This is a genomic window from Streptomyces sp. NPDC057249, assembly GCF_042669245.1.
In the GTDB taxonomy this organism is placed as follows: Bacteria; Actinomycetota; Actinomycetes; order Streptomycetales; family Streptomycetaceae; genus Streptomyces.
Genome location: NZ_JBHUXS010000003.1, coordinates 351,559 through 375,929, shown reverse-complemented (window position 1 = coordinate 375,929; position 24,371 = coordinate 351,559). Strand labels below are relative to the sequence as shown.

The window sequence follows — 24,371 nt, the reverse complement described above, 5'->3', positions numbered from 1 at the left end:
GAGGGGCCGAAGGCGCCTCCCGGTGCGGGACGGGGTGTACCGGGCGGGAACCCGAGCAGAAGAGGAGAGGCGGGGGCGGGCCCGGCCCGTGTCCCGACGCCGTCCCTGCCCCACCCCGCTCACGTCCCCGGAGCCGCAACCGTGTCCAGCCAGTCCAGCGGTACCGCCGCCGGGGCCCCGCCCCACCCGCGCAGAACCCCGCCGGCCGCCCCCGCCCCCGGAAGGGCCCGGCGCTGGCCGCTCGCGCTGCGCCGCACGCCCGTCTCGCTGTGGAACGACGACCTATCCGACTGGGCCGCGGCCCTCACGTACTACGCGATCCTGGCCCTGCTGCCCGCGCTCCTGGTGACCGTGTCCGTCATCGGACTCGCCAGCCCCGGTGCCACCGGTGCGCTGATCGCCGACATCACCGCCTTCGCGCCCGCCGAGGCCGCCGCCGCGCTGCGCGAACCGCTGGAAGCCGCCACGCAGCAGCGCACCGCCGTCTGGCTGCTCGTCGCGACCGGGTCCGTCAGCGCGCTGTGGTCCGCGTCCAGCTATCTCGCGGTGTTCCGGCGGGCGCTGCACGCCATGCACGGGGTGCGGGACACCCGGCCCGCGCTGCGCCAGGCGCACATCATCGTGGCGTGGGCGGCCGGGCTGCTCCTGCTGATGATGGCCAGCGCGTTCGCCCTCGTGCTCACCGGACCGCTGGCGCGCTGGGCGGGGCACCGGCTGGGCGTGACCCATGTGGGGGACGCGGTGTGGGCGGTGCTGAAGTGGCCGCTGCTGCTGTGCCTGGTCGCCGGACTGATCACGGTCCTCTTCCGCACCGGCCCGGAGCCGGCCCGCCGGGCCCGCCGGGCCCTGCCCGGCGGGGTGCTCGCGGCGCTGCTGTGGCTGGCCGCGTCGGCGGGGTTCGCGCTCTACGCCACGTACATCGGCTCCTACAGCCGGCTGTACGGCTCCCTGGCGGGGCTCGTGGTGTTCCTGATCTGGGTGTGGTTCACCAACCTGGCGCTCCTGTCCGGGGCCCAGTTCAACGTCGAGCTGGACCGGGCCCGGGCGGCTAGTCCCCGGTCGTGCCGTCCACGATCTCGCGGATGATGTCGATGTGGCCGTTGTGCCGGGCCGTCTCCTCGACGAGGTGCAGCAGAATCCAGCGCAGATCGGGGCTCGTGCCGTTCGAGCGCTTCCGCTCGGCACGCGTGTCCAGGCCGTGGGCCGCGACCAGCTCCCGGTAGCGGGCGCACTGCTCCTCGTACTCCCGCAGCACATCGGCGAGCGGCATGTCGACGGCGATCCGCATCTCGCGGTCCGGGTCCTCGTCCGTCCACGGACCCTCGTCCTCGCCGCCGAGGAAGACGACCTCGAACCAGTAGTACTCGACCCAGCGCAGATGGTTGACCACCCCTGCGATGGTCATCAGCGGGGAGCCGGGCAGGGGCGCCCGTACGGCGTCCTCCTGCGAGAGCCCTTCGCACTTGGCGAGCGCGGTGGCGCGGGCGTAGTCGAGGAACGTGGTCAGCTGGGTGCGCTCGTCCCATGAGGGAGGCGTGTCGGTGCGTGTCATCGCCGCACAGCTTCCCGGCGCGGGACGGGGTTGTCCACCGCTTATGCCCCGAGGTGAGGGCCCCTGGACCCGGGCCAGGACCAGGGGTTGCCCGTACGCTCGGAGACCGACCACCCGCCGGCCCCCCACGCCGCCGCCCCGCGCGGTGTCGCGGGCGGGGCGGGCAGCCACCACGAGTACCGAGGTGACGCGCCGATGAGTGACGGTTTCTTCTGCTCGTACCACCTGTGCTGGAGCCGGCCCGACGCCGAGTCGCTGCTCGGCGACCTGGAGGCGGCGGGGGTGCGGGCGGACCACCCGGTCACCCGGCGCATCACCCTGATCAGCCCCGGCACCGACCCGTCCGGTACGCAGTCCTGGGTGAGCCGGGACCAACTCGTGCTGCTCGCCGGGCTGCAACGCCTGGACCGGGTCGACTTCCTGCTCTGGCTGCCCGGCGGCGAGGAGATACGGGCCGGGATCGGCCGGGGCGACGACGGCACGGTGGAGCTGCGCTTCGGCCTGGGCGCGCTGGACCGTGACGCCCGGGAGCGGGTGGTCCGCGCGGTGCGGGAGGCGATCGGGCGGGCCTCGCTGCTCTGCGTCGGCTTCGTGCTCGACCGCGAGGGCGCGTCGGAGGCCACCGACTGGGCGGGCTTCATCGTCAAGGGTTCGGTGTACTTCGACTGCTGGCCGGACACGCTCGCGCTCCTGCCCGAAGTGGCCGCCGCCCAGCCGCAGCTGTCGGGCGTGAACTCCTTCCAGCAGTCGCCGTGGGTCGTCTACGGCAGTGACGTGCCCCGCCGATAGACCGCCGGGGCGGCGCGCTACGGAGACTGCTCGACCCGGACCTGCACCCCCGGCCGCAGCCCCCACGCCGCCATCGCGCCCGCCTCCGCCTCGATCACGTGCCGGCCGCGCGGCCGGGGCAGACCGAGCCGGCCCGGCCTCATCGTGTGGACGGCCAGGACGTTGAACTTCCGGTCCAGGTAGGCCACGTCGATGGTGAACCGCATCCGGAAGGAGTGCACGCTCCCGCACGGCGTGATCATCAGCGCCCCGTCGACCCCGTCCCGCCCGAGCAGCCCGCGCGCCCGGTGCCGGTAGGACGCCGCGATCCGCAGCGGCACCCGGGTCTCGGTCACCCCGTCCCGGTCCGTGATCGTCAGCGTCCCCGTGCCATCGCGCCATCGAGCCATGGCCCGACGTTAGCGGCGCCGGTCCGCCGCCGGGCCGGAATCCACCGGCACAACCCCCGCCCGGGCGACGCCGATTAGGATCGCTGAGGTGTACGCCATGCTGATAGGGGTCGCCGCACTCTGGGGCGCCGCGACCGGGCTCCTGGTCCCGCGCGCCGCCTACCGGTTCTCCGTTCCGCCCGGCGAATCCCGGCGGGACGCCTGCCCGGCGGGCCACCCGCTCACCGGCCCCGCCCGCGCCTGGCTGGGCGCGGCGCGCTGCGGCGGGTGCGCCGAGGGGGCGGTCGCGGCGGTGCGTACCGGCACCCCCGGCGCCGACCCGGCCGAGGACGCGCCCACCCCCCGCTACGCCCCCCACCGCCTCGCCCCCCTCGTCACCGCGCTGGCCTGCGCCGCCCTCGCCTGGGCCACCGGGACGCGGCCCGAGCTGGCGGCCTGGCTGCTGCTCGCCCCGGTCGCCGTGCTCCTCGCGAGCATCGACCACCGCGTGCACCGGCTGCCGGACGGACTGACCCTGCCGGCCGCCGCAGCCGCCGCCGTACTTCTGGGCCTGGCCGCACTGCTGCCGGAACACGCGGGCTCCTGGCTCTCCGCCCTCCTCGGCGGGCTCGCCCTGGGCGCGTTCTACTTCCTGCTTTTCCTCATCAACCCGCGCGGCATGGGCTTCGGCGACGTCAAACTGGCCCTCTCCCTGGGCACGGTCCTCGGCTGGTACGGATGGGCCGTCGTCTTCGCGGGCGGCTTCGCGGGCTTCCTGTTCGGCGCGGTGTACGGGGCAGCGCTCGTCGCGCTGCGCCGCGCGGACCGCAGGACGGGCATCCCGTTCGGCCCGTTCATGATCGCGGGAGCGTTCCTGGGGCTGGTCTTCGGCGGACTGGCGGCCTGACCGTCGGGGCTCAGCGCGTCCGCGCGCTGTGACGCGCCACCCGCGCGCGGTTCCCGCAGGCGGGGCCGCACCACTGCTGGCCCGTACGCAGGACCGAGAAGAACAGCACGCAGCTGGGCGCCGGACAGCGGCGGAGGAGTTCGCGGCGCGGCGAGGTCAGCAGCCGGGTGGCCGAGGCGCAGACCTGGGCGGCCACGACGTCCATCACCCGCACCCCGTCCGGCCATTCGAGCCGCGGCCCGGTGTCCGGCCAGGTGACCGCGGCATGCTGGACGCCCCGCGCCCGCTGGGTCACCAGGCCGAGGGACGCGGCGGGCGGACGCCCCCGGTCGACCAGGGCGTCGAGCAGGTCCCGTACGGCCTCGCGGACGGCGAGCGCGGTCGTGACGTCCGGCGCTCCCACCTCCACGCGGGCGTCGGCGCCCATGCCGAGGCGCGGGCGGTACGCGTCGATCCAGTGGGCCAGCCCGTGCGGGGTGCCGATCTCGTCGATCAGGGCGCCCGCCTCGTAATGCCAGGAGCTGGTGAACTCGACCGCCAGGGGCTCAAGGGGGCGGATTTCGAGCGTGTCCTTGCCGTGTGTCGTCATGCCGGCCCTCCCTGACCCACGCGTAGGCGGATTCTTCCAGGTTCCGCGAACGGCCGCGCGATCGGGCGGTTACGGGTACATTCACCTCATCGATGCTAATGGGTAAGCCATTAGCGTCGGCCTTGAAGGGAACCCGACACGATGGCGCAGACCAGGCCCCCGGCCGAGGCCCCCGCGCCCGCGCGCCCCTGGCACGCGACGCAGGCGCCGCCCCGGCCGAAGGCGCTGACCACGGTGGTCGCCACGGCGAGCAGCGTGATCGCCCTGACCCTCCTGGTGGCGGTGGGGGAGTGGTCGCACCAGGTCCTGCTCATCCCGCCGCTGGCGGCCAGCATGGCGTTGATCGCGGGCGCCTCCCAAACGCCTCTCGGGCAGCCCCGCAGCGTGATCGGCGGCCAGCTCGTCTCCGCCCTGACCGGCTTCCTGGTCCTCGCCGTCCTCGGCCAGGGCGTCTGGTCCTCCGGCATCGCGGGCGGCCTGGCGCTCGGCGCGATGCTGCTCCTCCGCGTCGCCCACTCACCCGCCGCCGCGACCGCCGTGATCGTGGCCGCCACCGCCCCCTCCGCCGTCCCCTTCCTCACCCTGCTGGCAGCGGCGACGGTCCTCCTGGTGCTGGTGGGCCTGGTCGGCAACCGGGTCAACAGGCAGGCGTATCCGGTCTACTGGTGGTGACTCGGGGCAGGTCGGACGCCCGCCGTGACGGTGCCTACTTTCGTAAAGTCATCAGGGCGGTGTGACTCGTTGGGGTCGGTTGCCCGACGTGAGGTGCTGTCGGGCAGCATGGGGGCGATGGGCGTTGAGCAGCCGCTGCCGCGCGAGGGGAAGGCCATCGATTTGGCCTCGTTGTTCCGGCTGGAGGGGCGGGCGGTTGACCTCGGCCTGGGCCGGCGGTTGGATCCGGCGCGGGTGTGGGCGAATGCGTGCAGGTGCTCGTCATCAACATCGCACGGCTTGCGCCGAACCGTCCCACTCTCCGGATCAACGGCCCCGGAGCGATCCGACTCACTCGAAGATCATTTCGTAGGAGTTCTTAGAGCCCCATGCCTCCCCGCGAGCCCTTACGTTCGGGGCCCCCTTGACGCCTTCCTTCGGTGCGAGGGGTAATTACGGGTGGTTTCTGGGCGGCCGCGATCTTCTGTACATGCCGCCGGGCGTGTTCTTCATGGCGGAGTTGCTCAGGAGTCAGGGCGGCGCGGCGCTGCTTCTCCCGATCGATCGCGTCCACGAGTTGCTGCGCGCTTGTGAAGCGGCGGTGCAAGTCGAAGCTGGTGATGTTCGTGCCCCAGCGCTCCTGATGCATCCGGTCACGAATCCGGCGGACTTCTGGAGGGGGTGTCCCGGCCGCTTGAAGCCCCTCGATGTGGGTTGCGTTCGCCCCGCTCCGATGTTGCTCGAGATGGTGCTTTCCCAAATCTCGCGCCACCTTGAATTCGTGCTCCGACCGTCGTAGGAGTCGTTCGGATTCGATACGCCGTACTTCCAGTTGTGCGTCGTCGTGCACGGTGAGCGGGGCGATGACCTCGATGGCCCGGCGGTCGATGCTGTCGAGCAGCGAGGTCCACTCGGCGCTCATCTCGACCCGCAGCTGCCCTTGCCCTCGTAGGAAATGCGCGCTCTCCGTCTCGGACCACGGCCGATTACGCTCGGCCTCGATGGCCTGACGCGTCGCACCGCCGAGCATCCAGGCGCCCGAGGGATCGCGCTGGTTGGAGTGGACCAAGGTGCCGTCGCGACGGGCCACGTACACCTTGTGGACCGAAGTGCGGATGTCGATCTGATCGGCAGTGTCCAGAACGCCGGAATACGCGGCATCGTGCCACTGAGGGGGAACCCACCGGCCGTAGCCGATCGCCTGCCGCGCATGATGGAACCGGGTGACGATGCCCTGCAGACTTTGTGCCTCGTGCGTGGCCACGAACGCGACGCTGACGTCTCCGTAACCGGCTCTTCGGAAGTCTTCGAACCTCGCGAGGGCCCAATCAGGACCGGCGAGAGGGGCGCTGATCACCAGGTCCAGATGCTGCGCGCGCAACAGCCTGGCTGCGCGGGTCCACCAGCGGCCCTTGAGGTCCTCGGACGTCAGGAAGGCTGCGGTGAGGTCATTGTCGTGCCCAAGTGCCGTGTGGCGTGGGTGAAGACTGAGCAGGTCGTCACCGTCGAGCGGAAAAGGATCCTGTTGTCCCAGGCGCTGGACCAGCTTGCGTTGAACGCTGGTCTTGCCGGCTCCTGGTGGGCCTGCCACGAACAGTACGGTGGGGTTCTCTCGCCGTGTGCCGGTGAGTGTGGGGCGGACCAATTGATTGAATAACTGGGCGTTCTCCCGGTCCGACGTAGGGCTCGGGTAAAGAGGGGCGTCGCTCACTGCGCCGCGTCCCTCAGCCGGCGCAAGAGTTCCGGGTAGTCCCGGAGGATGCGGGACACTACCTCGTCGTCCCCCGGCGTCAAATCCCGACGCTCAGTTACGTACGCTCGCTGCTCAACGAGTAGCTTTTCCGTCTCTTGGGCGGATGCGGCTGCTGAGACACGGCCGCTGTAGGCGGCGATGACAGCGCTGATCAGCTCCCGGGCCGTGCCGAATGCGACGGCCTGCTCCGCTGTCCGGTCGGCGGCATGGTCATGGTTGCTGGGCAATGGTTCGTCCATGAAGTTCGCCCCTCCTTTCGTTGGCGCGGCACAATCGCGCCCGTTGTTTTCCGGCATTCGCGTTGATGGGGCTGCGGATTTCGGCACACTGAGGACAGAAGCCCGTACTACGGAGGAGAACCCCGATGCAACCGATCACTCCATGGCACAAGAGCTCCTACAGCCTCAACGAGGACAGCTATTGCGTGGAAACAGCGCAGTTCCCGGACAACCGTACAGGTGTCCGTGATTCAAACGTCCCCAGTGGTCCGGTGCTGCTCATGCCGACCAGCCAATGGATGGCGTTCGTTCACCAGTTCAAGTCCGCCCGATGATTGCGGGCCGGCATTGTCGCGGCAGAGCCGGTCAGGCATGCGGGACCGCTACAGCGGTGCATCGAACTGTGCTGAAGCCCGGCTGACCTCGACCGGGGACGGGTGCTGGGCTGGATCCGTCATGGCCGATGAGGTGAGCAGGTAGTCCTCGAATTCCTCCGCCGCCCCAGGACGGTTTGGTGCGTGCAGTGGCGCTGCCTCGTGGCGCCCGGTGGCGCAGGCGGCCAGTTGCAGACGTGGAGTGAGGGCGTGCAGCACGTTTATCCAGTCGGCTTCTGCGAGGTCCCGTCCGGACCCCGGCATGCCGGTGTACGTGCGTACCCAGCCCAGGTAGAGGGCCGTGAGGTGCTCCACAACAGCGGAGTGCCGGTACCAGCACTGCGGGATGCTGTTGTGCAGTTCGAAGGTGGTGCGCAACCAGTTGACCCAGACGGCCAGCTCACGGAGTTGGGCCCGGCGGTGGGTGGGATCCATCGCCGCCCACACCCATCGCTGCGGCTCCAGCGGTTCCTGAGCGGGGAGGGCGGGCCACAGCGAGGCCGGATTGCCGAAATCAGACACGGGGTCCTTCCTTCTCTGTCGGCGCAACAGGGGCGGCCAGCAGTCTTTTGAGGTCCTTGTCCCGGAAGGTCAGCCGCATCCGGACCTTGATGGGCGCCTGATTGGAGTACTGGGCGATGGCGATGAAATCGGGTAGTTGCTGCAGGGAGTGGACCGGGGCGAGGTCCGTCTCGGTGGCTGAGGTGTTGGTGGAGTACTCGCCACGCGACCGGCCGTGGGACACCTTCATCACCTCGGTCCGCCCGTACAGACCGGAGAAGTAGCGCAAGGTCTCCAAGTCGCCGCAGCCGGGCAGCAGCATGCGCAGGCCGCTGGCGGAGAGCACGGTGTTGGCCTTCTGCGTGCCGAGCCGCTCGCGGAGCTGGGACAGGTCGTGCCACACGGTCAGGATGTCGATGCCCATGCCCCGCCCGGTGGTGAGGATGTTCGGCAGCCGGGGGTAGCGCAGCATGTTGCCTGCTTCGTCGACGAGCACGCCCAAGCTCGGGTCGAGCGGCTTGCCGGTGGCGTTGTAGCGGACTTCGGCGCCGTGAATGATCGACGCGATGATCGAGGTCAGGAGCGGTGCGAGCCGTTCGGCGTCGGCCTCGGACGCGATCAGGCAGACAGTGCCGTTCTCATCCAAGAGGTCGTCGACGGTGAAGTCGGTGCCGGCGCAGGTCTCACGGACCTCTTCATCGGCGTAGACCCGGGCCAGGACGTTCAGGCTGAACTGGATCGACCCGACGCCATCCTCGTGGAGGCGCAGCCAAGGAGAGGCGTAGTCCTCGGCCACTTCGTTGTAGCCGTGCTGCAGCAGAACGGCACGGACGTGGTCGACAGCGTCCCTGCCCAGTCCGATCCAGCGCCGCATCGTGGCGACGTCGCCGCCGGACAGGTTCGAGGCGAGCAGCACTCCCTTCAGGACGCTCTTGGCCTGGTCGATCCAGGGCGCTGCGCGCTTGTCGTCGCCGGACGAAGCTGCCTCTGCCATCCACGAGGCCATGCGGTCCGCGGCCTTGGCATCGGTGCAGTAGTCGACCGGGGACCACTTCTGGGTGGCGCGGCCAGGGATCCCGGCCGGGGCGATCACCCAGACCGGTCCGAGATGGCGGCGCCGGGCGTAGATGATGTCGAGGTCGGCGGCCTTGGTGGTCGTGACGACCAAAGGGCCTTGCCATTCGGCGGCGTTCGGTAGAACCAGCCCGGTTGTCTTCGACGAGCCGGGCACGCCGAACACGGTCGCGCTGATGTTGGGCTGGGCGGCCACGATCTTCTTCGTGCGCATTCCGCGCCCGGCGGTGATCCTGTTGGCCCGCTTGCGGGGGTCCTCGGGGGCGGCAAGCTTACGTTCGACCTTCGCCCCGCCCCATTGAGCCCCGCCCGTGCTGCCCGTGCGGGCCAGATGACTGATGGCTCTGACAATTAGGAGCAGTATGCAGGCGACGATGGCGACGAGCAGGACGTAGAACAGCCAGGCGGGTGGGGCAGGGGAGTAGGCCGCCCCAGGACCGCGGACGAGAGCGGTCAGTACGGTTGCGGGCACGCTGCCCGTACGGGTCGCCCATCCGTGCCCGGACAGGGCGGAGGCAAGGGGGGCCGCCAGCAGGACAGCCCCCGAGACTGAGACAATCGCACCGAAGGCGTATGCGGCAAGCAGCGTGCTGTCGTCCATCCCCGCGGTGGACGGACCGTTTCCCGCAGCCATCAGACCACCATCCGCTCGTCCGTCTCGAACAATGACTTCTCGATGTGGCTGAGCATCAGCTGGACGGCGTGCGAGCCGCCACCGCGGCCCACCTTCCACAAGGCGCGGCCGCGCTGGCCGGCTCCCCAGCTTCCGATCAGCTCGCACTCGGCATCGGTCAGGCCGATCGCCTCGCGGGTGATGGCGAGGGGTTTGGTGTCCTGGGCCAGCTGGATGCGGGTCTCGCACGAAGCGATCAGGTCCTTGGCGATGGCCACGGCCTCCGAGCCGGCGGCGCCTACGGACTCGAAGTCCGACAGGCGATGCGTGGCCAGGAGCTGGATCGTGCCGGTCGCGCGTGAGAGGCGCAGGTCCGCGTCGATCTTGCGGACCATGGCCGCGCCGCCGGAGCGCATCTGCCGCCACAGCTCGTCACGGACGACGATCCACGGACGCTCCCCGGGCCGGTCGATCGCCGACTGGGCCCAGGAGGACACACAGGTCAGCACCATCGCCACGGTCTCGTCCCCGTAGTGCTCCAGGGCCGAGATGTCGACGGACTGGATCGGGGCGTCCCAGTCCAGCCCGATCGAGGTCTGCTCGTCGAAGAGGCCGCCGAGGTGTCCGGTGATCATCCCGCCGAGCGCGGAGCGGAGGGACGCCATGTGCTCGCGGGCCAGCTGGATGTCGTCATCCCGTACGCGAAGCTCGTGCGCCATCGCCGTCGTGGGGTCCTTCAGCTTCGCGTACACCAGGGGCAGCGTGGGCACGCTCAGCCGGCTCTGGCCGTGCAGCTCGCCGGTGACCTCGCGGACCGCGACGTCGAGACACTCCTCCTCCTGCGGCCTGAGGTTGCGCTTGAGCTGGAGTTCGAGCAGCGCCTTGAGGAGAGTGAGCCTGCGGCGGTGGATCTCCTTCAGCCGGGCCTGGAGGACCGCCTGGTCCTTGATGAGCTCCAGGTCGTAGCCCAGCGGGCCGGCGTCCAACGGGTTCAGACGGCCGGAGAGGCCGGGGCCGAGGCGGACCGGCTCGACTCCGAGGTACTCGCACAGCGCCCTGTACTCGCCCTTGACGTCGCCGGCGATCAGCGTCCGGTGGCCCAGGGCCATGAGCCGGAAGCACAGCGCCTTGATGTGCGCCGACTTCCCGGAGCCCGGGATGCCGGTGACCATGACGTTCGGGTTGGTGCACAGGCCCTCGCGGACCCATGCAGCTGGGTGGGCGGAGAAGGCCTGCATCGTGAGCGTGTTCCACCCCATGTACACGCCGACGGGCGGCAGATTTGCCGCGTGGAGGAACGGATAGATGCCGGATGCGCGCTCGGTGTCGGCCCGGAAGACCTCGGCCTTCACGGTCGAGGCGGCCCGGCCAGCGAAGGGCTGCGACCAGCCCTTGCGCGGGGCGATCCGCATCGCCGCTTCCGCGCTCTCCAGCAGCCGGGAGCGGCGCCGTTCCTGAGCCGAGAGCTGCCTCGGCAGTGGCTGGCCGTCTCCTTCGTCGAGGAAGTCCCCGAGCCGGGATGCCTTCAGCTTCGTGTCGCCGTCGTTGCCGCGACGGAAGGGTGATGCCATCAGATGCCCACCCTTCGGTCGGGGAGGCCCAGGCCCAACGGCAGGGCCGCGATGGTGAACGCGTCGTCCTGTGCGCCCCATACCCGCCTGATCTCCAGGCCTGCGGAAGAGGCGTCGGCCTGGAGCTCCGCGCAGGCCGTCTCCAGTTGCTCCAGGTCGGTCACTGTGACGGCGATCAGGGCCATGAGCCGGGTGACTCCGTGGCCGCTGGCCCGCGCGGCGTCCTGGGACCGGGCGGTCATCGCTTCGCGACGCTCGTCCTCGGACTCTGCGCGTCCCGTCTTCGCGCGCAGTTTGCGGGCCGCGTCCCGCTTCGTCTTCTCGCGGGCCAGTTCCTGCCGTGCCTTGGCCGGGCCGATCGGTTCGTAGACCAAGGTCAGTGAGCGCCGGGCGTTCGAGCGGGGCCGCAGCAGCGGCTGGAGGAAGGTGGCGTACACCTCCGAGTGAGGGAAGCCGCGGACCTGGTAGCTGACGGTCCATGCGCCGTCGTGCCGGTAGAGACCCCAGATGGTTTCCGTCGCCGCCGGACCCGCGACTTCGGGGTCCACGCCCTTAGGGGCGCCGGCCCACTCCGGATCGCCCGCCGCCGTGTTACGAGCGGACAGCGCGAGCTGAGCCTCGGGGTCGAACGCTGTACGGATGACCTGCCCGAGACCGCGGGGTGGGAGCCACTCGACGACCTGGAGCCCCGCACTCGACATCGAACCGGCCATCGCGTTGATCTCGCGTACGAGAACGGCGGCTGCTCCGATCTGCCCGCCACCGGCGCCCTTGATCGCGAGCCGGGCCCGGCCCGCGGACAGGGTGACGGACAGATAGGTCTCCCGGGTGGTGGCGGTCGGCCCGGCGCCCTGCATCAGCTCATCGAGGGCCTGGACGGCCACCGCAGGGGCGTCGGGCGAAGTGTGGCGTTCCGTCCAGGAGCGCAGGGCCGCGCCGTCGTCGGGGAGGCTGCGCTGGTGGACCGAGATCCGGGTGATCGCGCCGTCTTCCTTGCAGTGGCCGCGCAGGAACGCGGCCCAGCCCTTGACCCGGGCGTTCTGGCGCTCGGTGTCGATCAGGGCCAGGCCGGGGAACTTCACCTGGCACACAGCGGTGTAGGTGCCCTCGATGGGGTTGTGCATCACTCCGATCTGTCCGCCGAGCCCATCGGGTGCTTCGAGCAGGTGCAGCCGGGCCAGGCGCCCGGGGAGGTCCATCGGCTGGCTGCCGTCCTTGGCCCGGGGCGCGAAGAGGCCGGAGAAGAAGAGGTTGCGGTTGGTTGCCACAGCGATCTGATGCCTTACTGCGAGGACGATCCACTCGTCTGCCGAGAGACCGAGTACGCGCCCGTACGCGAGAACGAGCAGGAGAACGGCCAGGGGGACAGCCACGACCGCAGCCCCCCAGGAGCGGGCGTAGATGGGGATCAGGGCGGTGGTCGCGGCGGCCGCGACCAGGACGAAGCCCAGGCCGCTCAGGTTGCCCATGAAGCCCGAGCGTTCCGACTGCCATCCGCCATACAGGGCGGGTTCGGAATGCGCCATCGGTCAGCTCCCTTCGGTGGACGGCAGTGGGGAAGGCGTCGGCCCCGGCGGCGATTCCTGCCTATGGGCCGGGGGCGGTTCCGTCTCGCGGGTCGCGGGCGGCGCGGCCTCCTGGGAGGCAGGCGACGGAACGGGCTCGGAAGCGCCGGGCCCCTCTGTGCCGCTGCGGGGCGGGATGACCGTGTGTCGGCCTCCCTGAGCGGCATGGCCGAGGCCGGCGTGAGCCGCCGCGTTCTGGAGCGAGCTCTCGGCCATGTCCTTCCCTACGGCTGCGAGCTGGAGGCCGACGCCGATCACCCCGCTGGCCTTGCCCACGCTGCTCTTGGCGCCGGTCATGGCCTTCGACCAGAAACCGCGGCCCCCGCCGCCGTCACCGTCGGCGGTACTGGAGTTCTCGCCCTCCAGTGCCTTGGTGTATGCGGCGCCGCCGCCCGAGGTGCCCGCCCCGCTCATGGCGGGCTGGTTTCCGCCGAACATGCCGCCGACGGAGCTGCCGATGCTGCTGATCATCCCGGAGGCCGCGGAATTCCCGTCGCCGTTGGGGCTGATGACGATGAACTTCGCCAGCACCGGCCAGCTCGTGGCCGCCACAACGAAAATGATCAGGCCGACGATCACGTTCTGGACGCCCTTCGCACCCGACATCGCGGAGAAACCGATGCTGAAGACGATGACGATCGTGGGCTTCATCAGGATCAGAGCGATCAGAGCGTTGCGCGCCTTCGGCCACCAGTCCTTGGTCGCATCCGACATCTGACCGGCCAGAGCCAGCGGCATCATCACCACCAGGATCATGATCCCGGCCTGCCGTACGAGCATCTCGATCCACAACGCGGCGATGGCCAAGATGCACAGGATCGAAATGACGATCACGAAACCAATGGCGGCTTCCGATGAAATTGTGGAGCCCGCGATCAGCGCGGCGCCCGCACCCGCTCCACCCCCACCGACAAGGCTCGCGAACAGCGTGCCGAGCTGCTGCTCCATGGCCTTCGAAGCATCGGTCCCGCCGGTGCCGCCACCGTTGAAGGAGAAGTTGATCAACGCGGTGCTCAAGGTATCCGACCACTTGAGGGCTGTCTGCGTGGCCATGAAGTACACGCCTAGGATGACACCCCATTTGGCGAGACCGACACCCGCCGTGACGAGCGGCCCGCCCTGTTGGGAGACCGCGAGCTTACCGAACTGGACCAGCAGTAGGAACGCTGCTACCACCAGCGACAGTCCAGTACTGATGCTCAGCACAGGGCCGATGCCCGTCTCGTACAGGTCGATCGTGGAGATCGAGTTGAACGCATCGGCGAATTGCTTCAACAACCACACCACCGAGTGACCAAGTGCCGCAGCAGCCTCCTCAAGCGCGTTGGCCGCCATTTCGCTGACCTTGCCAGCCACCCAGTCCACGGGGGTCTTGGCAGGAGGTGGGTACTTGTACGCGGCATCGGCCTTACATTCAGAGAAAGGCTTTCTGTCGGTCTTCACGCACTTAATTAGGTACGCATGAATTTTCGCGTAGTTGGGTGTGCTCGTAGAGGTTTCCTTCTCCCACCGCTTCAGCTCATTGAGCTCGAACCGGCGGTGCTCGTCCTTGTCGTACGAGTCCTCACCTCGGCAGGGGTACCCCATGGGGAAGTCGTCGCAGTCGACGGGGCTACGGCAGAACTTTTCGTTGTCCACCTTGAAGAAGTCGCAGTACTCGCCGGTCTGCGTATCGATACCGACAACTGCGAGGTCGCTGAACTTGGGCGGATAGGGGTCCCGCGGTTTGGCGCCGGCCAGGGCCATCGACGTTCCGGCGGTCATCAGGATGAGAATGACGGAGATCAGCGCGCCGAGGCGTGCGACGGTTCTAGCCATCGGTCACCTGCCGCCACCCCTCCGCCCACGCGTACTTGCTGTCGGGGTCGTATGCGGACGGGCCCTTGACCTTGGCCGTGTACTTCGGGTCGGTGGTCACCTTCCAGCCGCCGTCCTGCCACGTGAGGATCAGATTGGTGGTCTCGTTCCGAAGCGGGTTGTCGTCGGCTCCCTTCCCATTGGACGTGGCGAACCGGTCGTAGGACATCCACACGACGACCGGGTCCCCGGTGCGGTCTAGTGAGCGCACGAGGAGGGCGTTGACGTTGGTACTGAAGGAGAGGCCGTCAGGTGTACCGCCAGACGGGGGCAGGCCCACCCCTTCCCGGAGTTTGCGGACCTCGCTCACCCCCTCGTCGACGGTGGCCGGGGAAGCGGCGATCTGGGTCCACTGCTGACGGGCAATCGCATCGTCGAGCAGATCGAGGTCTTCCCAGTAGGACACGGCCGCCGACACCACCCCCAGACCGTTGTGAGGGAATCCGGTCCCGATCCCGTTCTCGTGGGACTTCGGTCTGACCAGCGAGATACGGGGAGCCGTGGCGGGGGTGCGCCACTGAGTCGAGGCCGATGGCGTGGGCGAGGCGCTAATGGACGGGCTCGGTGCCGTCTTCGAATCCGTACGTGACGGGCCGCCGTCATCATCGAGCATGGTGACGGCAACCGCTCCGCCCGCCGCCAGGGCGGCTACGACGGCGACACCGAGTACGGCCAGACGCAGCCGTGCCCGTCGGGCCCTGCCCTCGTAGGAGGCGGCCATCACGACGAAGGGCCCTGCGTCATGGTGTAGAAGCCCCAGACCAGCCCGGAGGTCACACCGATGCCGATAGCAGCGATGACCGACCACAGGATCGCCGACTTGCCGCGCGAAGCGAGCTGGGCCCGCTCCGTGTTGTGGCCGATGGCGACGCACGCCCAGCCGGTCAGTCCACCCAGCACCGCCAGGGAGAGCCCGATACCCGCGGTCCAGCCCAGAATCTTGCCCGTCGGATTCTGGAGGGAGCCGGGCAGGGACGGAGAGAAGCCAGGGATGACCGGTGCCGTGGATGCCGGCGCCTTCCCGTCGGCGAGCGTGATGACATCGTGCATGGTGTGGAGCAACTGGCTCACGTGAGAACCCCTTCTTGATGGGAGGGTCGAGCGGGACGAAGGCTGGCGACCGTGCCGGGCAGTGCCGCCGGCACGGGAGCTGGGGGGAGCGGGTCGCCCCATGAGCGCTTAGCGGATGCCAGGACCGCCGCCACCAGAGCGGACCCGGTCGCCACGGTCTGGCGTGCGAGGCGGTCCGCGTCGGCGAGGCCGTGGACGCGGATGTGCGGGTCGAACGGCATCTGGACGACTGCCGAGACCTGGGACTGGAGCATCGTGGCTGCGGCCTTCACGACAGGCGGCGTTCGCCCCTCGCCGGTGGAGGTGAGAACCACGACCATGCGCTGGAGCGGCAGCCCTTCAGCCGTAAGGGCCTTGACGGCGGTTTGGAGTGCCGCCACGCCTGTTCCGGACGTTGGGGCGCATAGCACCGGGACGGCGAAGGGGAGGGCGCACCAGGCAGCCGTCAGTCCGCGCTGTCCTTGCGTGCGAGCGGCGACGATGTCGTGTGCCACCGGATGGCAGGTGTCGGCGACCACGGCCTGCCAGGCCCCTGTGGCTGCCAACTGGTACCAGGCAGCCGGGTCGGTGGGCAGGTCCAGAGGTCCGTGGCTCCAATCCTGGTGATCGGTGAGCACACTCCACCTGCCGGCCGGACCGTCTGAACGGGAGGCGGCTGCATGCGTCTGGTCCCGGGTCAACGGCCGGCCTGGGGGCACGGAGGCGAGTCCGGCCCCGTGCTCCGTCGGCCAGGAGGGCCACGGCGACGTCAGCCGTGGCGCGGTATCGAGCACCACGCTGGACCCGACCGCCGCCAGGAAGCAGGCCAGAAGTCCCGCGGTGGTGGAGCGGCCGCACCCCCCACTGGCACCCAGAACCGGGACGAATAAGCGGTTCTGGGCGGACAGTGGCACACCCAGTTGCGTCTTCTTGTTCAACGCTCCCCCGTATTGCAACTGTAACCACATCAGAGATCACCCCGTTGTGAACGTCCGGAAGTCTATGCCGGACGGGTGACCCAGCGGTGATGCTCTCGGTACGGAATGCTAGTCAAGTCCTCTGTTGAATCGCTAAGTTGCAGACTTTCGTTGTCTTTAACGATGGTTTGCGGCATCTGTTGCGCCTCGCAGGGGTGACGAGCGTGCGAGTTGCGGCGCATGCTTTGGGGGAGCAAACGCCGTATGGCAGTGTGGCTGCCGTGCCACCACGGGTGACCGGCCCTGCAGGCGGCCGGTCGCGGAGTCGGGGTCCGTGGCGGTGGGGTGACGGAACTACGGCAGGGGGCGGCTTGAAAGCCAAAGGGGGGGTTGCGGCGCTGGTGGCGGCCGTGATGGTCAGTCCACTGGCGCTGGGTTTCGGCGTCATCATGCTCGTGGCGATGTCGGACGAGGATGAGGGGGCAGGCGGGGGCATTGAGCTCACCGCAGGCTCGCTGCGTGTCGGGAAGGGCTTTGTACCCGTCAAGTACGCGGGTCTGATCGAGGACGCGGCTGCGGACTGCGACGCGGGTCTGTCGGCGGCCGTGCTGGCGGCCCAGATCGCTCAGGAGTCAGGCTTCAATCCCGACGCCCAGTCCTGGGAGTACAAGAAGGACCCGAAGACCGGGAAGAGAGTCAGACGGCCCCTCGCCAAAGGCATCGCCCAGTTCATCGACGGCACATGGGCATCGTCGGGAATCGACGGCAACGGTGACGGCAAGAAGGACGTCTGGGACCCGGAAGACGCGATTCCGTCCCAGGGGCGGATGATGTGCAAGCTGCTCAAGACGGCGAAGAAACATCCGGGGTACAGGGGATCACCGGTCGAACTTGCTTTGGCCGGATACAACGCGGGGTGGGGACGCGTCGAGCAGTACCGCGGAGTGCCGCCACGTGAATTCGCCGACGGGCAGACGTACGACTACGTGCAGACCATCATGGCCAACGTGTCCCGTCTGACCGCACCGGACGTCTCCGGAGGCCTTGAAACCTCCGGTGGCTGGGGGCTGCCGGTCAAGGCGCCGCTGGGCACGCCGTACCACCAGGCGGGCGGTATGTGGTCGAGCGGCTACCACACCGGCATCGACTTCGTGGCATCCACCGGCGCTGCCGTCCACGCGATCGGTCCCGGAAAGGTCGTGGCAGCGGGGCCGGGCGGGCCGTACGGAAACCAGGTCGTCATCCGGCATGCCGACGGGATGTACAGCCAGTACGCACACATGAGCAAGATCAAAACGTCTGTCGGCGCCACAGTCCAGGGCGGGACCGTCCTCGGCCTTTCGGGCGCCACCGGCAACGTCTCCGGCCCCCACCTGCACCTGGAGATCCGCACCGGCCCGGAGTACGGCACCGACATAGCCCCCCTGCCGTATATGCGGAAGAAGGGCATCGGCATTTGACCGACGAACACCCGCACCATCATCAAGGACGCCGCATGCAAGAGCAGCACGAGCAATACGCACCATGGGGCGAGGTCACGCCCGACTTCTGGGAGACCGGGGCCCGGCGCGAGCGAGCCGTCTCCGCACCGTCGGCGGATGCGCAGTGGTCGCGTGACAGCACGGCGCGGCTGGAAGCGGTCGCTGGGGCCTCTGAGACCGCTGCCGACGGCGACGTGCCGAGTGGACCGCCCGCCGAGTACAAAGACCGGATCGACGCCATCATCGCCGCGCTCGAAACGCCTCAGGAAGCTGCCACGCTCGCCGACGCGGCGACCGCCGCCGGTCGACTCGACCAGGAGTTCACGCAGCGGTACGGAGAACGGCACCTCAACACCATCAACCTCCGTGAACTGCGGGGACAACTGGCCTACCAGCAGGGTCAGGCGAGCGTGGCCGTCCGCTGGTGCCTGCACACAGCCGGCCTCCGGGCTCAGCTCTGGGGGAGAGACCACAGGCTCACCCACGGCTCGGTACTGCGTGCCGCCCACTTCTGGCTGAACAGCCCCCACGAAACCCAGGAGAGTGCCGCGACCGGCCAGGAACTCTTGGCGATGCTCGGCCCCATCCTGGGTGAGGACAGTGGCCTGTACGCCGCTGTTCGGGCACGCCTGGGCACTCGCGGTGCCCGTCCGTAATGCGGTCGCCGTCCCCCGCTCCGGCTGGGACGATGAGCCCATGCCCGCTGAATCCGACGCCACCCCGCCCGCCTCCCGTGAAGCCGACCGGTTCGACGTCCTCGTCGCGGAGGCGGACCGTGTCTCCGTCGACGGGTGGGACTTCTCCTGGCTGGACGGGCGGGCCACCGAGGAGCGGCCCTCCTGGGGGTATGCGCGGGCCATGGGGGAGCGGATGGGGCGGGCCCGGGCCGCGCTCGACGTCCAGACGGGCGGGGGCGAGGTGCTGGCGGCCGTGCCGGAGTTGCCGCCGCTCGCCGTCGCCACCGAGTCCTGGCCGCCGAACATCGCGCGGGCGACCGCACTGCTGCACCCGCGCGGGGTGGCCGTCGTCGCGGACGCGGACGAGCCGCCGCTGCCGTTCGGGGACGGGGCCTTCGACCTGGTGGTCAGCCGGCATCCGGTGACCACGTGGTGGGGGGAGATCGCCCGGGTGCTGGCGCCCGGTGGTACGTACTTCTCGCAACAGGTGGGCCCCGCGAGCGTGTTCGAGCTGGTCGAGTACTTCCTCGGGCCGCAGCCCCCGGAGACGCGCGCCGCGCGTGACCCGGAGCGGGCGCGGGCCGACGCCGAGGCGGCCGGGCTGGACGTCGTGGACCTGCGGGCGGAGCGGCTGCGCACCGAGTTCTTCGACATCGGGGCCGTCGTCTACTTCCTGCGCAAGGTGATCTGGATGGTGCCCGGCTTCACCGTCGAGCGGTACCGGCCCCAACTCGCCGCGCTGCACCACCGGCTGGAGACCGAGGGCCCGTTCGTCGCCCACACCACCCGTTTCCTGATCGAGGCCCGCAAGCCCGCGTGAGGGCAACGCCCCCATACGGCCCGAAGGATGGCACTCTGGTCGCGAGCGCTCGTGGAAGGAGCAGGCCATGGACCTCGGCACCGACGGGGACGCCGCGCACGGCCCGCGCCGGGGCGGCGCCGAGTGGCTCAAGGGGGCCAGGATCGTCGGCGTGCTCGGGATCTTCTACCGCCCCGAGGGCCGGATGGGCGAGCCGGAGGCCGTCTCGTTCGTGCTGGACGACGGCCAGTCGGTGCGCCTGACCTGCGCCTCCGACGGCACCCTGCACGTGGGCGCCGGCACCTGGCCGCGGCTGCCCGACTGGTGTGTGCCCGCCGCCCAGTGGGAGTTCGCCGCGCTGGCCGGTCTGCCGGAGGCGCCGGAGGGCGGCTGGACGGTGCTCAGCACGGACGAGCGCCGGGACGAACGGGGCGAGGTCCACGAGGCCGTGATCCGCTGCGAGGGCGGTCGCTTCGTGGTCGTCGGCGGGGACACCGTGGGCGTGCGCTTCACCCGGGGCCACCGGGGCGCCGCGGCCCCGACGTAACGTAACGGCGTCGGAGGTCAACTCCCGCCGCTCCACCCCGGGTTCCCGTTCCACACTCGTAGCCATGACCTCCGCGATACGTACGGCCCCGCTCCGCGCCGGTGCCGCAGTGCTCCTCACCGCCTCCGCCCTCGCCGGCTGCGGCCACATTCTGGCCACCCCCGGCGACGCGGCGCCGCCCCCGGCCTCCGCCGTCTCCGTCCCCGCGGGGCCGGGCACCGAGCCGGGCGCCGGCCCGGGGCCCGCGCAGGGCGGCGACGCCAACCCGCACTACGCCGAGAACCACGCCTTCCAGGCCACCGCCGACCTGTCCGACGCGGACCGCGTCCGGGGCGAGGCGGAGGTGAAGCGGGTGAAGCGGGGGCTCGCCGCGCTCGCGGAGGGGCGCACATCCACCGAGGACACGGTCTTCCAGGCCCTGCACGCCCTCGGATACCCGGACGGATCGGTCACCACGAGCTCTTTCGGGACGCACCGCACCTCCTTCACCGTGTCCCTCGGGGCCCTCTGCGTGCACGGCTCGCTGGACGGTGTGGTCAACGGTCTCGTCAACGCGGAGGCGCACGGTCGCTACATGGAGGGAACCGGCTGTGTGAAGCCCCGGGGCGGCCACTGACGAGCGGAATGTGGACATCCTGTGGACGTCTCGGGCGTGTTTCCGGTGCCCGTCCCGGGGTGGGCGGTGTCCCCGCAGGTCAGAGGCGTACGGCGAGGGCCGGCCGATGACCGGAGCGAAGCCTCTCACTCTCGGAGAGTAATTATTTCGCGTCGCGGCACCCAGCATCACTTACGAAGGGTTATGGTGGAAACCCCCCCTCGGGCCGGTCCGTAACCCCCCCCCACGGACCGGCCCGTTTTTTGTGCCCGGCGCCGGGCACCCGCGGGCGCTCAGCCCCGCGCGGCCCAGATGTTGGTGCCCTGGGTGTCGACGGCGAAGACGTCGATCTCCTTCAGCTCCTCGGCCGACAGCTCCGGGCCCGCCAGTGCCGCGACGTTCTCCTCCAGCTGACCCACGCTCGACGCGCCGATCAGGGCGGACGTCATCCGGCTGTCGCGCAGCACCCACTTCAGGGCCAGCTGGGCGAGCGACTGGCCCCGGCGGCGCGCGATGTCGTTCAGCCCGTTCAGCCGGCGCACCACCTCCTGCGACAGCAGGTCCGGGTCGAGCGACTTGCCCTGCGTGGCGCGCGAACCCGCCGGGATGCCGTTCAGGTACTTCCCGGTCAGCAGCCCCTGGGCCAGCGGTACGAAGGAGATGCAGCCCATCCCGGCCGCCTCCAGCGTGTCGAGGAGCCCGTCCTCCTCGGTCCAGCGGTTGATCATCGAGTAGGACGGCTGGTGGATCAGGGCCGGCACGCCCATCTCGCGCAGCAGCCGCGCCGCCTCGGCGGTCTGCGCCGAGTTGTACGAGGACACCCCCACGTACAGCGCCTTGCCCTGCTGCACGGCGGAGGCCAGCGCCCCCATCGTCTCCTCCAGCGGGGTCCGCGGGTCGAAGCGGTGCGAGTAGAAGATGTCGACGTAGTCCAGGCCCATCCGCTTCAGCGAGGCGTCCAGCGACGACAGCAGGTACTTGCGCGACCCCCACTCCCCGTACGGCCCGGGGTGCATCTCGTACCCCGCCTTGGTCGAGATCAGCAGTTCGTCCCGGTACGGGGCGAAGTCCTGGCGGAGGAGTTTGCCGAAGTTCAGCTCGGCCGATCCGGCCGGCGGGCCGTAGTTGTTGGCCAGGTCGAAATGGGTCACACCGAGGTCGAAGGCGCGGCGGAGGATGGCCCGCTGGGAGCCGAGCGCCCGGTCGTCGCCGAAGTTGTGCCAGAGGCCGAGCGAGACGGCCGGCAGCTTGAGACCGCTGCGTCCGCTGCGCCGGTACTCCATGGAGTCGTAGCGGGTCGCGGCGGCCTGGTAGGGAGAGGAGGAATCAGTCACGTTTCTCTCCTTATCACGGACTTGTGACAGGCCGGGTTGGGTGGGTGCGGGGCCCGCGCAGTAATGTGGCCTGACGGGACTGCCATGACACGGCGGGGCGATCCGCCCCCTTCCAGTGCGGCGATCCGATCCCCAGGGGACGACCCCGGACCCCTGACGCGGGGCCGGCGGGCCCGCACGGAACCGAGAGGTGGACTCAGTGAACTTGCGCGACCTGGTGTACGGGCTCTACGCGCGCCGGGTGGAGGCCCGCCTCGACCACTCCCAGGTGCCCAAGCACATCGGCGTCATCCTCGACGGCAACCGGCGCTGGGCCAAGGCGTCCGGCGGCACGGCCGCCGAGGGCCACCAGGCCGGGGCCGAGAAGATCAAGGAACTCCTGGGCTGGTGCAGCGAGACCGACGTCGAGGTCGTCACGCTGTGGATGCTGTCCACCGACAACTTCGACCGGCCCGAGTCCGAGCTGACGCCCCTGCTCGGCATCATCGAGAACACGGTGCGCGGCCTGGCCGCGGACGGCCGCTGGCGGGTCCACCACGTCGGCACGCTCGACCTGCTGCCCGCCCACACCCAGACCGTCCTCAAGGAGGCCGAGCAGGCCACGATCGGGGTCGACGGCATACTCGTCAACGTCGCCGTGGGCTACGGCGGGCGGCAGGAGATCGCCGACGCCGTGCGCTCCCTGCTCCTGGAACACTCCGCCAAGGGCACCTCCTTCGAGGACCTGGCCGAGATCGTCTCCACCGACCTCATCTCCGAACACCTCTACACGCGCGGCCAGCCCGACCCCGACCTCGTCATCCGCACCAGCGGCGAGCAGCGTCTCTCCGGGTTCATGCTCTGGCAGAGCGCGCACTCCGAGTACTACTTCTGCGAGGTCTTCTGGCCGGCCTTCCGCCGGGTCGACTTCCTGCGGGCGCTGCGCGACTACGCCGCCCGCCACCGCCGCTACGGAGGCTGAGGCGGGCGGGGTCCGCCCCGCCGCCCCCCGGAAGAGATCCGGTCGGCATGGCCGGCCGGGTATGAGGGCATATCCCTGACAGGCCGGCGCCCGGTCACCAGCCAGGTGGGCGCCGATGACAAGTGGGATGCCACGCGACGCCCGCCGTCGCACCCCGACCTCTTCCGAGGGGGTACGTCCTTCCGTGGTGACCAGCACAAAGCGCCGCCTGCCCGACAGGCGCACCTACGTTCTCGACACCAGCGTCCTGCTGGCCGATCCGAACGCCATGGCCCGCTTCGACGAGCACGAAGTCGTGCTCCCGGTCGTCGTGGTCACGGAACTGGAGGCCAAACGGCACCATCCGGAGCTCGGCTACTTCGCCCGCCAGGCCCTGCGCCTGCTGGACGACTTCCGGGTCCGCTACGGCCGGCTGGACGCGCCGATCCCCCTCGGGGACCTCGGCGGGACGCTCCGCGTCGAGCTCAACCACTCCGATCCCGGCGTGCTGCCCGCCGGCTACCGGTTGGGGGACAACGACTCACGCATCCTCGCGGTCGCGCGCAACCTCCAGGCAGAGGGGTACGACGTCACGGTGGTCTCCAAGGACCTCCCGCTGCGCATCAAGGCGTCATCGGTCGGGCTCCTCGCCGAGGAGTACCGCGCGGAGCTAGCGATCACGGACTCCGGCTGGACGGGCATGTCCGAACTGACCCTCGCCGCCGACCAGGTGGACCTGCTCTTCGCCGAGGAGACGCTGTACGTCCCCGAGGCCGCCGAACTGCCCGTGCACACCGGCCTGGTCCTCCAGTCCGAACGCGGCAAGGCGCTCGGCCGGGTCACGCCCGAGGGCACGGTGCGGCTCGTCCGCGGCGACCGGGAGGCGTTCGGCATCCACGGCCGCAGCGCCGAGCAGCGCATCGCCCTGGACCTGCTGCTCGACCAGGAGGTGGGCATCGTCTCGCTGGGCGGCCGGGCCGGCACCGGTAAGTCGGCGCTGGCGCTCTGCGCGGGGCTCGAAGCGGTGCTGGAGCGCGGGCAGCACAAGAAGGTGATGGTCTTCCGCCCGCTGTACGCGGTGGGCGGGCAGGAGCTCGGCTATCTCCCCGGCAGCGAGGCCGAGAAGATGAGCCCCTGGGCGCAGGCCGTCTTCGACACCCTCTCGGCCGTCTCCGGGCGCGAGGTGATCGAGGAGGTGCTGGGGCGCGGCATGCTGGAGATCCTGCCGCTCACCCACATCCGGGGCCGCTCCCTCCACGACGCCTTCGTGATCGTCGACGAGGCCCAGTCGCTCGAACGGAACGTCCTGCTGACCGTGTTGTCCAGGATCGGCACGAATTCCCGGGTCGTGCTCACGCATGACGTGGCCCAGCGGGACAACCTCAGGGTCGGCCGGTACGACGGTGTGGTCGCCGTGGTCGAGAAGCTGAAGGGGCACCCGCTCTTCGCCCATGTCACGCTCACGCGCTCGGAGCGTTCCCGCATCGCCGCGCTGGTGACCGAAATGCTGGAGGAAGGTCAGATCTGATACGGGTTGGGACGTTGACGCCGCCCGGCGGGCCAAGCAGCCTAGCCGGGCGGCGGCGTGTTGCGGTGCCTTTTCCGTGATTCAGGTCCGCCAAACGGGGTGTGACCTTTCCCACGCAACG

General features: G+C 69.9%; 26 protein-coding genes. 12 read left to right on the top strand and 14 right to left on the bottom strand.

Features of this window, described 5'->3' with window-relative positions; genetic code table 11:
• Positions 1–141: 141 nt before the first annotated feature.
• Positions 142–1,086, top strand: a complete 945-nt coding sequence (locus ACFUJY_RS08235; RefSeq protein ID WP_383296239.1) for a YihY/virulence factor BrkB family protein — start codon at positions 142–144, stop codon at positions 1,084–1,086.
• Here the strand turns inward: ACFUJY_RS08235 and ACFUJY_RS08230 are convergent.
• Entirely contained in the window at positions 1,049–1,552 is a 504-nt protein-coding gene (locus tag ACFUJY_RS08230) for a DinB family protein (RefSeq protein WP_383296237.1), read from the bottom strand. The two genes, ACFUJY_RS08235 and ACFUJY_RS08230, sit on opposite strands and share 38 nt — an antisense overlap.
• 195 nt (positions 1,553–1,747) lie before the next feature.
• On the opposite strand from ACFUJY_RS08230, the gene ACFUJY_RS08225 reads away from it, so the two are divergent.
• Positions 1,748–2,341 (top strand): hypothetical protein, encoded by a 594-nt coding sequence (locus ACFUJY_RS08225; protein ID WP_383296234.1) that lies wholly within the window; start codon positions 1,748–1,750, stop codon positions 2,339–2,341.
• 17 nt (positions 2,342–2,358) lie between these two features.
• Here ACFUJY_RS08225 and ACFUJY_RS08220 read toward each other — a convergent pair whose 3' ends face one another.
• Entirely contained in the window at positions 2,359–2,730 is a 372-nt protein-coding gene (locus ACFUJY_RS08220; RefSeq protein WP_383296232.1) for a DUF192 domain-containing protein, read from the bottom strand.
• An 88-nt stretch (positions 2,731–2,818) separates the two neighbouring features.
• Here ACFUJY_RS08220 and ACFUJY_RS08215 point away from each other — a divergent pair, with 88 nt between their 5' ends.
• Positions 2,819–3,616: a prepilin peptidase gene (locus tag ACFUJY_RS08215; protein WP_383296229.1), complete on the top strand. Its 798-nt coding sequence runs from the start codon at positions 2,819–2,821 to the stop codon at positions 3,614–3,616.
• A gap of 10 nt (positions 3,617–3,626) precedes the next feature.
• On the opposite strand, the gene ACFUJY_RS08210 is transcribed toward ACFUJY_RS08215, so the two are convergent.
• Entirely contained in the window at positions 3,627–4,205 is a 579-nt protein-coding gene (locus ACFUJY_RS08210) for a CGNR zinc finger domain-containing protein (protein ID WP_383296226.1), read from the bottom strand.
• A 141-nt stretch (positions 4,206–4,346) separates the two neighbouring features.
• Between ACFUJY_RS08210 and ACFUJY_RS08205 the strand changes: the two genes are divergently transcribed.
• Complete coding sequence (locus tag ACFUJY_RS08205; protein ID WP_383296223.1) at positions 4,347–4,877, top strand: HPP family protein; 531 nt, start codon at positions 4,347–4,349, stop codon at positions 4,875–4,877.
• A 358-nt stretch (positions 4,878–5,235) separates the two neighbouring features.
• Here the strand turns inward: ACFUJY_RS08205 and ACFUJY_RS08200 are convergent, their stop codons facing one another.
• Together ACFUJY_RS08200 and ACFUJY_RS08195 are read right to left on the bottom strand one after the other, a co-directional pair.
• Entirely contained in the window at positions 5,236–6,567 is a 1,332-nt protein-coding gene (locus ACFUJY_RS08200) for a zeta toxin family protein (RefSeq protein WP_383296220.1), read from the bottom strand.
• Positions 6,564–6,848, bottom strand: a complete 285-nt coding sequence (locus ACFUJY_RS08195; RefSeq protein WP_383296217.1) for a hypothetical protein — start codon at positions 6,846–6,848, stop codon at positions 6,564–6,566. Before ACFUJY_RS08195 ends, ACFUJY_RS08200 begins: the two co-directional genes overlap by 4 nt.
• A gap of 125 nt (positions 6,849–6,973) precedes the next feature.
• Between ACFUJY_RS08195 and ACFUJY_RS08190 the strand changes: the two genes are divergently transcribed.
• Entirely contained in the window at positions 6,974–7,162 is a 189-nt protein-coding gene (locus ACFUJY_RS08190; protein WP_383296214.1) for a DUF397 domain-containing protein, read from the top strand.
• A gap of 48 nt (positions 7,163–7,210) precedes the next feature.
• On the opposite strand, the gene ACFUJY_RS08185 is transcribed toward ACFUJY_RS08190, so the two are convergent.
• From ACFUJY_RS08185 to ACFUJY_RS08150, 8 genes are read right to left on the bottom strand one after another with little or no spacing between them, the layout of a single operon-like run.
• Positions 7,211–7,723, bottom strand: coding sequence for a hypothetical protein (locus tag ACFUJY_RS08185; protein WP_383296212.1), 513 nt, complete (start codon positions 7,721–7,723; stop codon positions 7,211–7,213).
• The gene (locus ACFUJY_RS08180) at positions 7,716–9,377 is read right to left on the bottom strand and encodes a type IV secretory system conjugative DNA transfer family protein (protein WP_383296209.1); all 1,662 of its coding nucleotides are present in this window, start codon (positions 9,375–9,377) and stop codon (positions 7,716–7,718) included. Before ACFUJY_RS08180 ends, ACFUJY_RS08185 begins: the two co-directional genes overlap by 8 nt.
• A 32-nt stretch (positions 9,378–9,409) precedes the next feature.
• Positions 9,410–10,960: a type VI secretion protein gene (locus ACFUJY_RS08175; RefSeq protein ID WP_383296206.1), complete on the bottom strand. Its 1,551-nt coding sequence runs from the start codon at positions 10,958–10,960 to the stop codon at positions 9,410–9,412.
• Entirely contained in the window at positions 10,960–12,486 is a 1,527-nt protein-coding gene (locus tag ACFUJY_RS08170) for an SCO6880 family protein (RefSeq protein WP_383296204.1), read from the bottom strand. Before ACFUJY_RS08170 ends, ACFUJY_RS08175 begins: the two co-directional genes overlap by 1 nt.
• 3 nt (positions 12,487–12,489) lie before the next feature.
• Positions 12,490–14,343: a hypothetical protein gene (locus ACFUJY_RS08165; protein ID WP_383296201.1), complete on the bottom strand. Its 1,854-nt coding sequence runs from the start codon at positions 14,341–14,343 to the stop codon at positions 12,490–12,492.
• Entirely contained in the window at positions 14,336–15,103 is a 768-nt protein-coding gene (locus tag ACFUJY_RS08160) for a hypothetical protein (protein ID WP_383296199.1), read from the bottom strand. Before ACFUJY_RS08160 ends, ACFUJY_RS08165 begins: the two co-directional genes overlap by 8 nt.
• A complete protein-coding gene (locus tag ACFUJY_RS08155; protein WP_383296196.1) occupies positions 15,103–15,453 on the bottom strand; it encodes a hypothetical protein in 351 nt (116 codons plus the stop codon). Before ACFUJY_RS08155 ends, ACFUJY_RS08160 begins: the two co-directional genes overlap by 1 nt.
• Positions 15,450–15,833 (bottom strand): hypothetical protein, encoded by a 384-nt coding sequence (locus ACFUJY_RS08150; protein ID WP_383296193.1) that lies wholly within the window; start codon positions 15,831–15,833, stop codon positions 15,450–15,452. The genes ACFUJY_RS08155 and ACFUJY_RS08150 overlap by 4 nt, the downstream gene beginning before the upstream one ends.
• Before the next feature lie 929 nt (positions 15,834–16,762).
• Between ACFUJY_RS08150 and ACFUJY_RS08145 the strand changes: the two genes are divergently transcribed.
• The 5 genes from ACFUJY_RS08145 (at position 16,763) to ACFUJY_RS08125 (ending at position 20,469) form a co-directional block, all read left to right on the top strand.
• Positions 16,763–17,809 (top strand): peptidoglycan DD-metalloendopeptidase family protein, encoded by a 1,047-nt coding sequence (locus tag ACFUJY_RS08145; RefSeq protein WP_383296501.1) that lies wholly within the window; start codon positions 16,763–16,765, stop codon positions 17,807–17,809.
• Between the two features lie 35 nt (positions 17,810–17,844).
• Positions 17,845–18,486, top strand: coding sequence for a hypothetical protein (locus tag ACFUJY_RS08140; protein ID WP_383296190.1), 642 nt, complete (start codon positions 17,845–17,847; stop codon positions 18,484–18,486).
• 40 nt (positions 18,487–18,526) lie between these two features.
• The gene (locus tag ACFUJY_RS08135) at positions 18,527–19,327 is read left to right on the top strand and encodes a class I SAM-dependent methyltransferase (RefSeq protein WP_383296187.1); all 801 of its coding nucleotides are present in this window, start codon (positions 18,527–18,529) and stop codon (positions 19,325–19,327) included.
• Between the two features lie 67 nt (positions 19,328–19,394).
• Positions 19,395–19,853, top strand: coding sequence for a hypothetical protein (locus ACFUJY_RS08130; protein ID WP_383296184.1), 459 nt, complete (start codon positions 19,395–19,397; stop codon positions 19,851–19,853).
• 64 nt (positions 19,854–19,917) lie between these two features.
• Positions 19,918–20,469, top strand: a complete 552-nt coding sequence (locus ACFUJY_RS08125) for a hypothetical protein (protein ID WP_383296181.1) — start codon at positions 19,918–19,920, stop codon at positions 20,467–20,469.
• A gap of 272 nt (positions 20,470–20,741) precedes the next feature.
• Here ACFUJY_RS08125 and mgrA read toward each other — a convergent pair whose 3' ends face one another.
• Entirely contained in the window at positions 20,742–21,782 is a 1,041-nt protein-coding gene (mgrA, locus tag ACFUJY_RS08120) for an L-glyceraldehyde 3-phosphate reductase (RefSeq protein ID WP_383296179.1), read from the bottom strand.
• A 199-nt stretch (positions 21,783–21,981) separates the two neighbouring features.
• Between mgrA and ACFUJY_RS08115 the strand changes: the two genes are divergently transcribed.
• Together ACFUJY_RS08115 and ACFUJY_RS08110 are read left to right on the top strand one after the other, a co-directional pair.
• A complete protein-coding gene (locus tag ACFUJY_RS08115; protein WP_383296177.1) occupies positions 21,982–22,743 on the top strand; it encodes an isoprenyl transferase in 762 nt (253 codons plus the stop codon).
• A gap of 184 nt (positions 22,744–22,927) precedes the next feature.
• Positions 22,928–24,250, top strand: a complete 1,323-nt coding sequence (locus tag ACFUJY_RS08110) for a PhoH family protein (protein WP_383296173.1) — start codon at positions 22,928–22,930, stop codon at positions 24,248–24,250.
• Positions 24,251–24,371: the final 121 nt, after the last annotated feature.

Coding starts and splice junctions, on each gene's coding strand:
- ACFUJY_RS08180 (WP_383296209.1), bottom strand. CDS start 9,377: ATGGACGACAGCACGCTGCTTGCCGCATACGCCTTCGGTGCGATTGTC.
- ACFUJY_RS08205 (WP_383296223.1), top strand. CDS start 4,347: ATGGCGCAGACCAGGCCCCCGGCCGAGGCCCCCGCGCCCGCGCGCCCC.
- ACFUJY_RS08190 (WP_383296214.1), top strand. CDS start 6,974: ATGCAACCGATCACTCCATGGCACAAGAGCTCCTACAGCCTCAACGAG.
- ACFUJY_RS08210 (WP_383296226.1), bottom strand. CDS start 4,205: ATGACGACACACGGCAAGGACACGCTCGAAATCCGCCCCCTTGAGCCC.
- ACFUJY_RS08130 (WP_383296184.1), top strand. CDS start 19,395: ATGGACCTCGGCACCGACGGGGACGCCGCGCACGGCCCGCGCCGGGGC.
- ACFUJY_RS08170 (WP_383296204.1), bottom strand. CDS start 12,486: ATGGCGCATTCCGAACCCGCCCTGTATGGCGGATGGCAGTCGGAACGC.
- ACFUJY_RS08135 (WP_383296187.1), top strand. CDS start 18,527: ATGCCCGCTGAATCCGACGCCACCCCGCCCGCCTCCCGTGAAGCCGAC.
- ACFUJY_RS08165 (WP_383296201.1), bottom strand. CDS start 14,343: ATGGCTAGAACCGTCGCACGCCTCGGCGCGCTGATCTCCGTCATTCTC.
- ACFUJY_RS08195 (WP_383296217.1), bottom strand. CDS start 6,848: ATGGACGAACCATTGCCCAGCAACCATGACCATGCCGCCGACCGGACA.
- ACFUJY_RS08225 (WP_383296234.1), top strand. CDS start 1,748: ATGAGTGACGGTTTCTTCTGCTCGTACCACCTGTGCTGGAGCCGGCCC.
- ACFUJY_RS08230 (WP_383296237.1), bottom strand. CDS start 1,552: ATGACACGCACCGACACGCCTCCCTCATGGGACGAGCGCACCCAGCTG.
- ACFUJY_RS08145 (WP_383296501.1), top strand. CDS start 16,763: ATGGTCAGTCCACTGGCGCTGGGTTTCGGCGTCATCATGCTCGTGGCG.
- ACFUJY_RS08160 (WP_383296199.1), bottom strand. CDS start 15,103: ATGGCCGCCTCCTACGAGGGCAGGGCCCGACGGGCACGGCTGCGTCTG.
- ACFUJY_RS08220 (WP_383296232.1), bottom strand. CDS start 2,730: ATGGCTCGATGGCGCGATGGCACGGGGACGCTGACGATCACGGACCGG.
- ACFUJY_RS08125 (WP_383296181.1), top strand. CDS start 19,918: ATGACCTCCGCGATACGTACGGCCCCGCTCCGCGCCGGTGCCGCAGTG.
- ACFUJY_RS08140 (WP_383296190.1), top strand. CDS start 17,845: ATGCAAGAGCAGCACGAGCAATACGCACCATGGGGCGAGGTCACGCCC.
- ACFUJY_RS08175 (WP_383296206.1), bottom strand. CDS start 10,960: ATGGCATCACCCTTCCGTCGCGGCAACGACGGCGACACGAAGCTGAAG.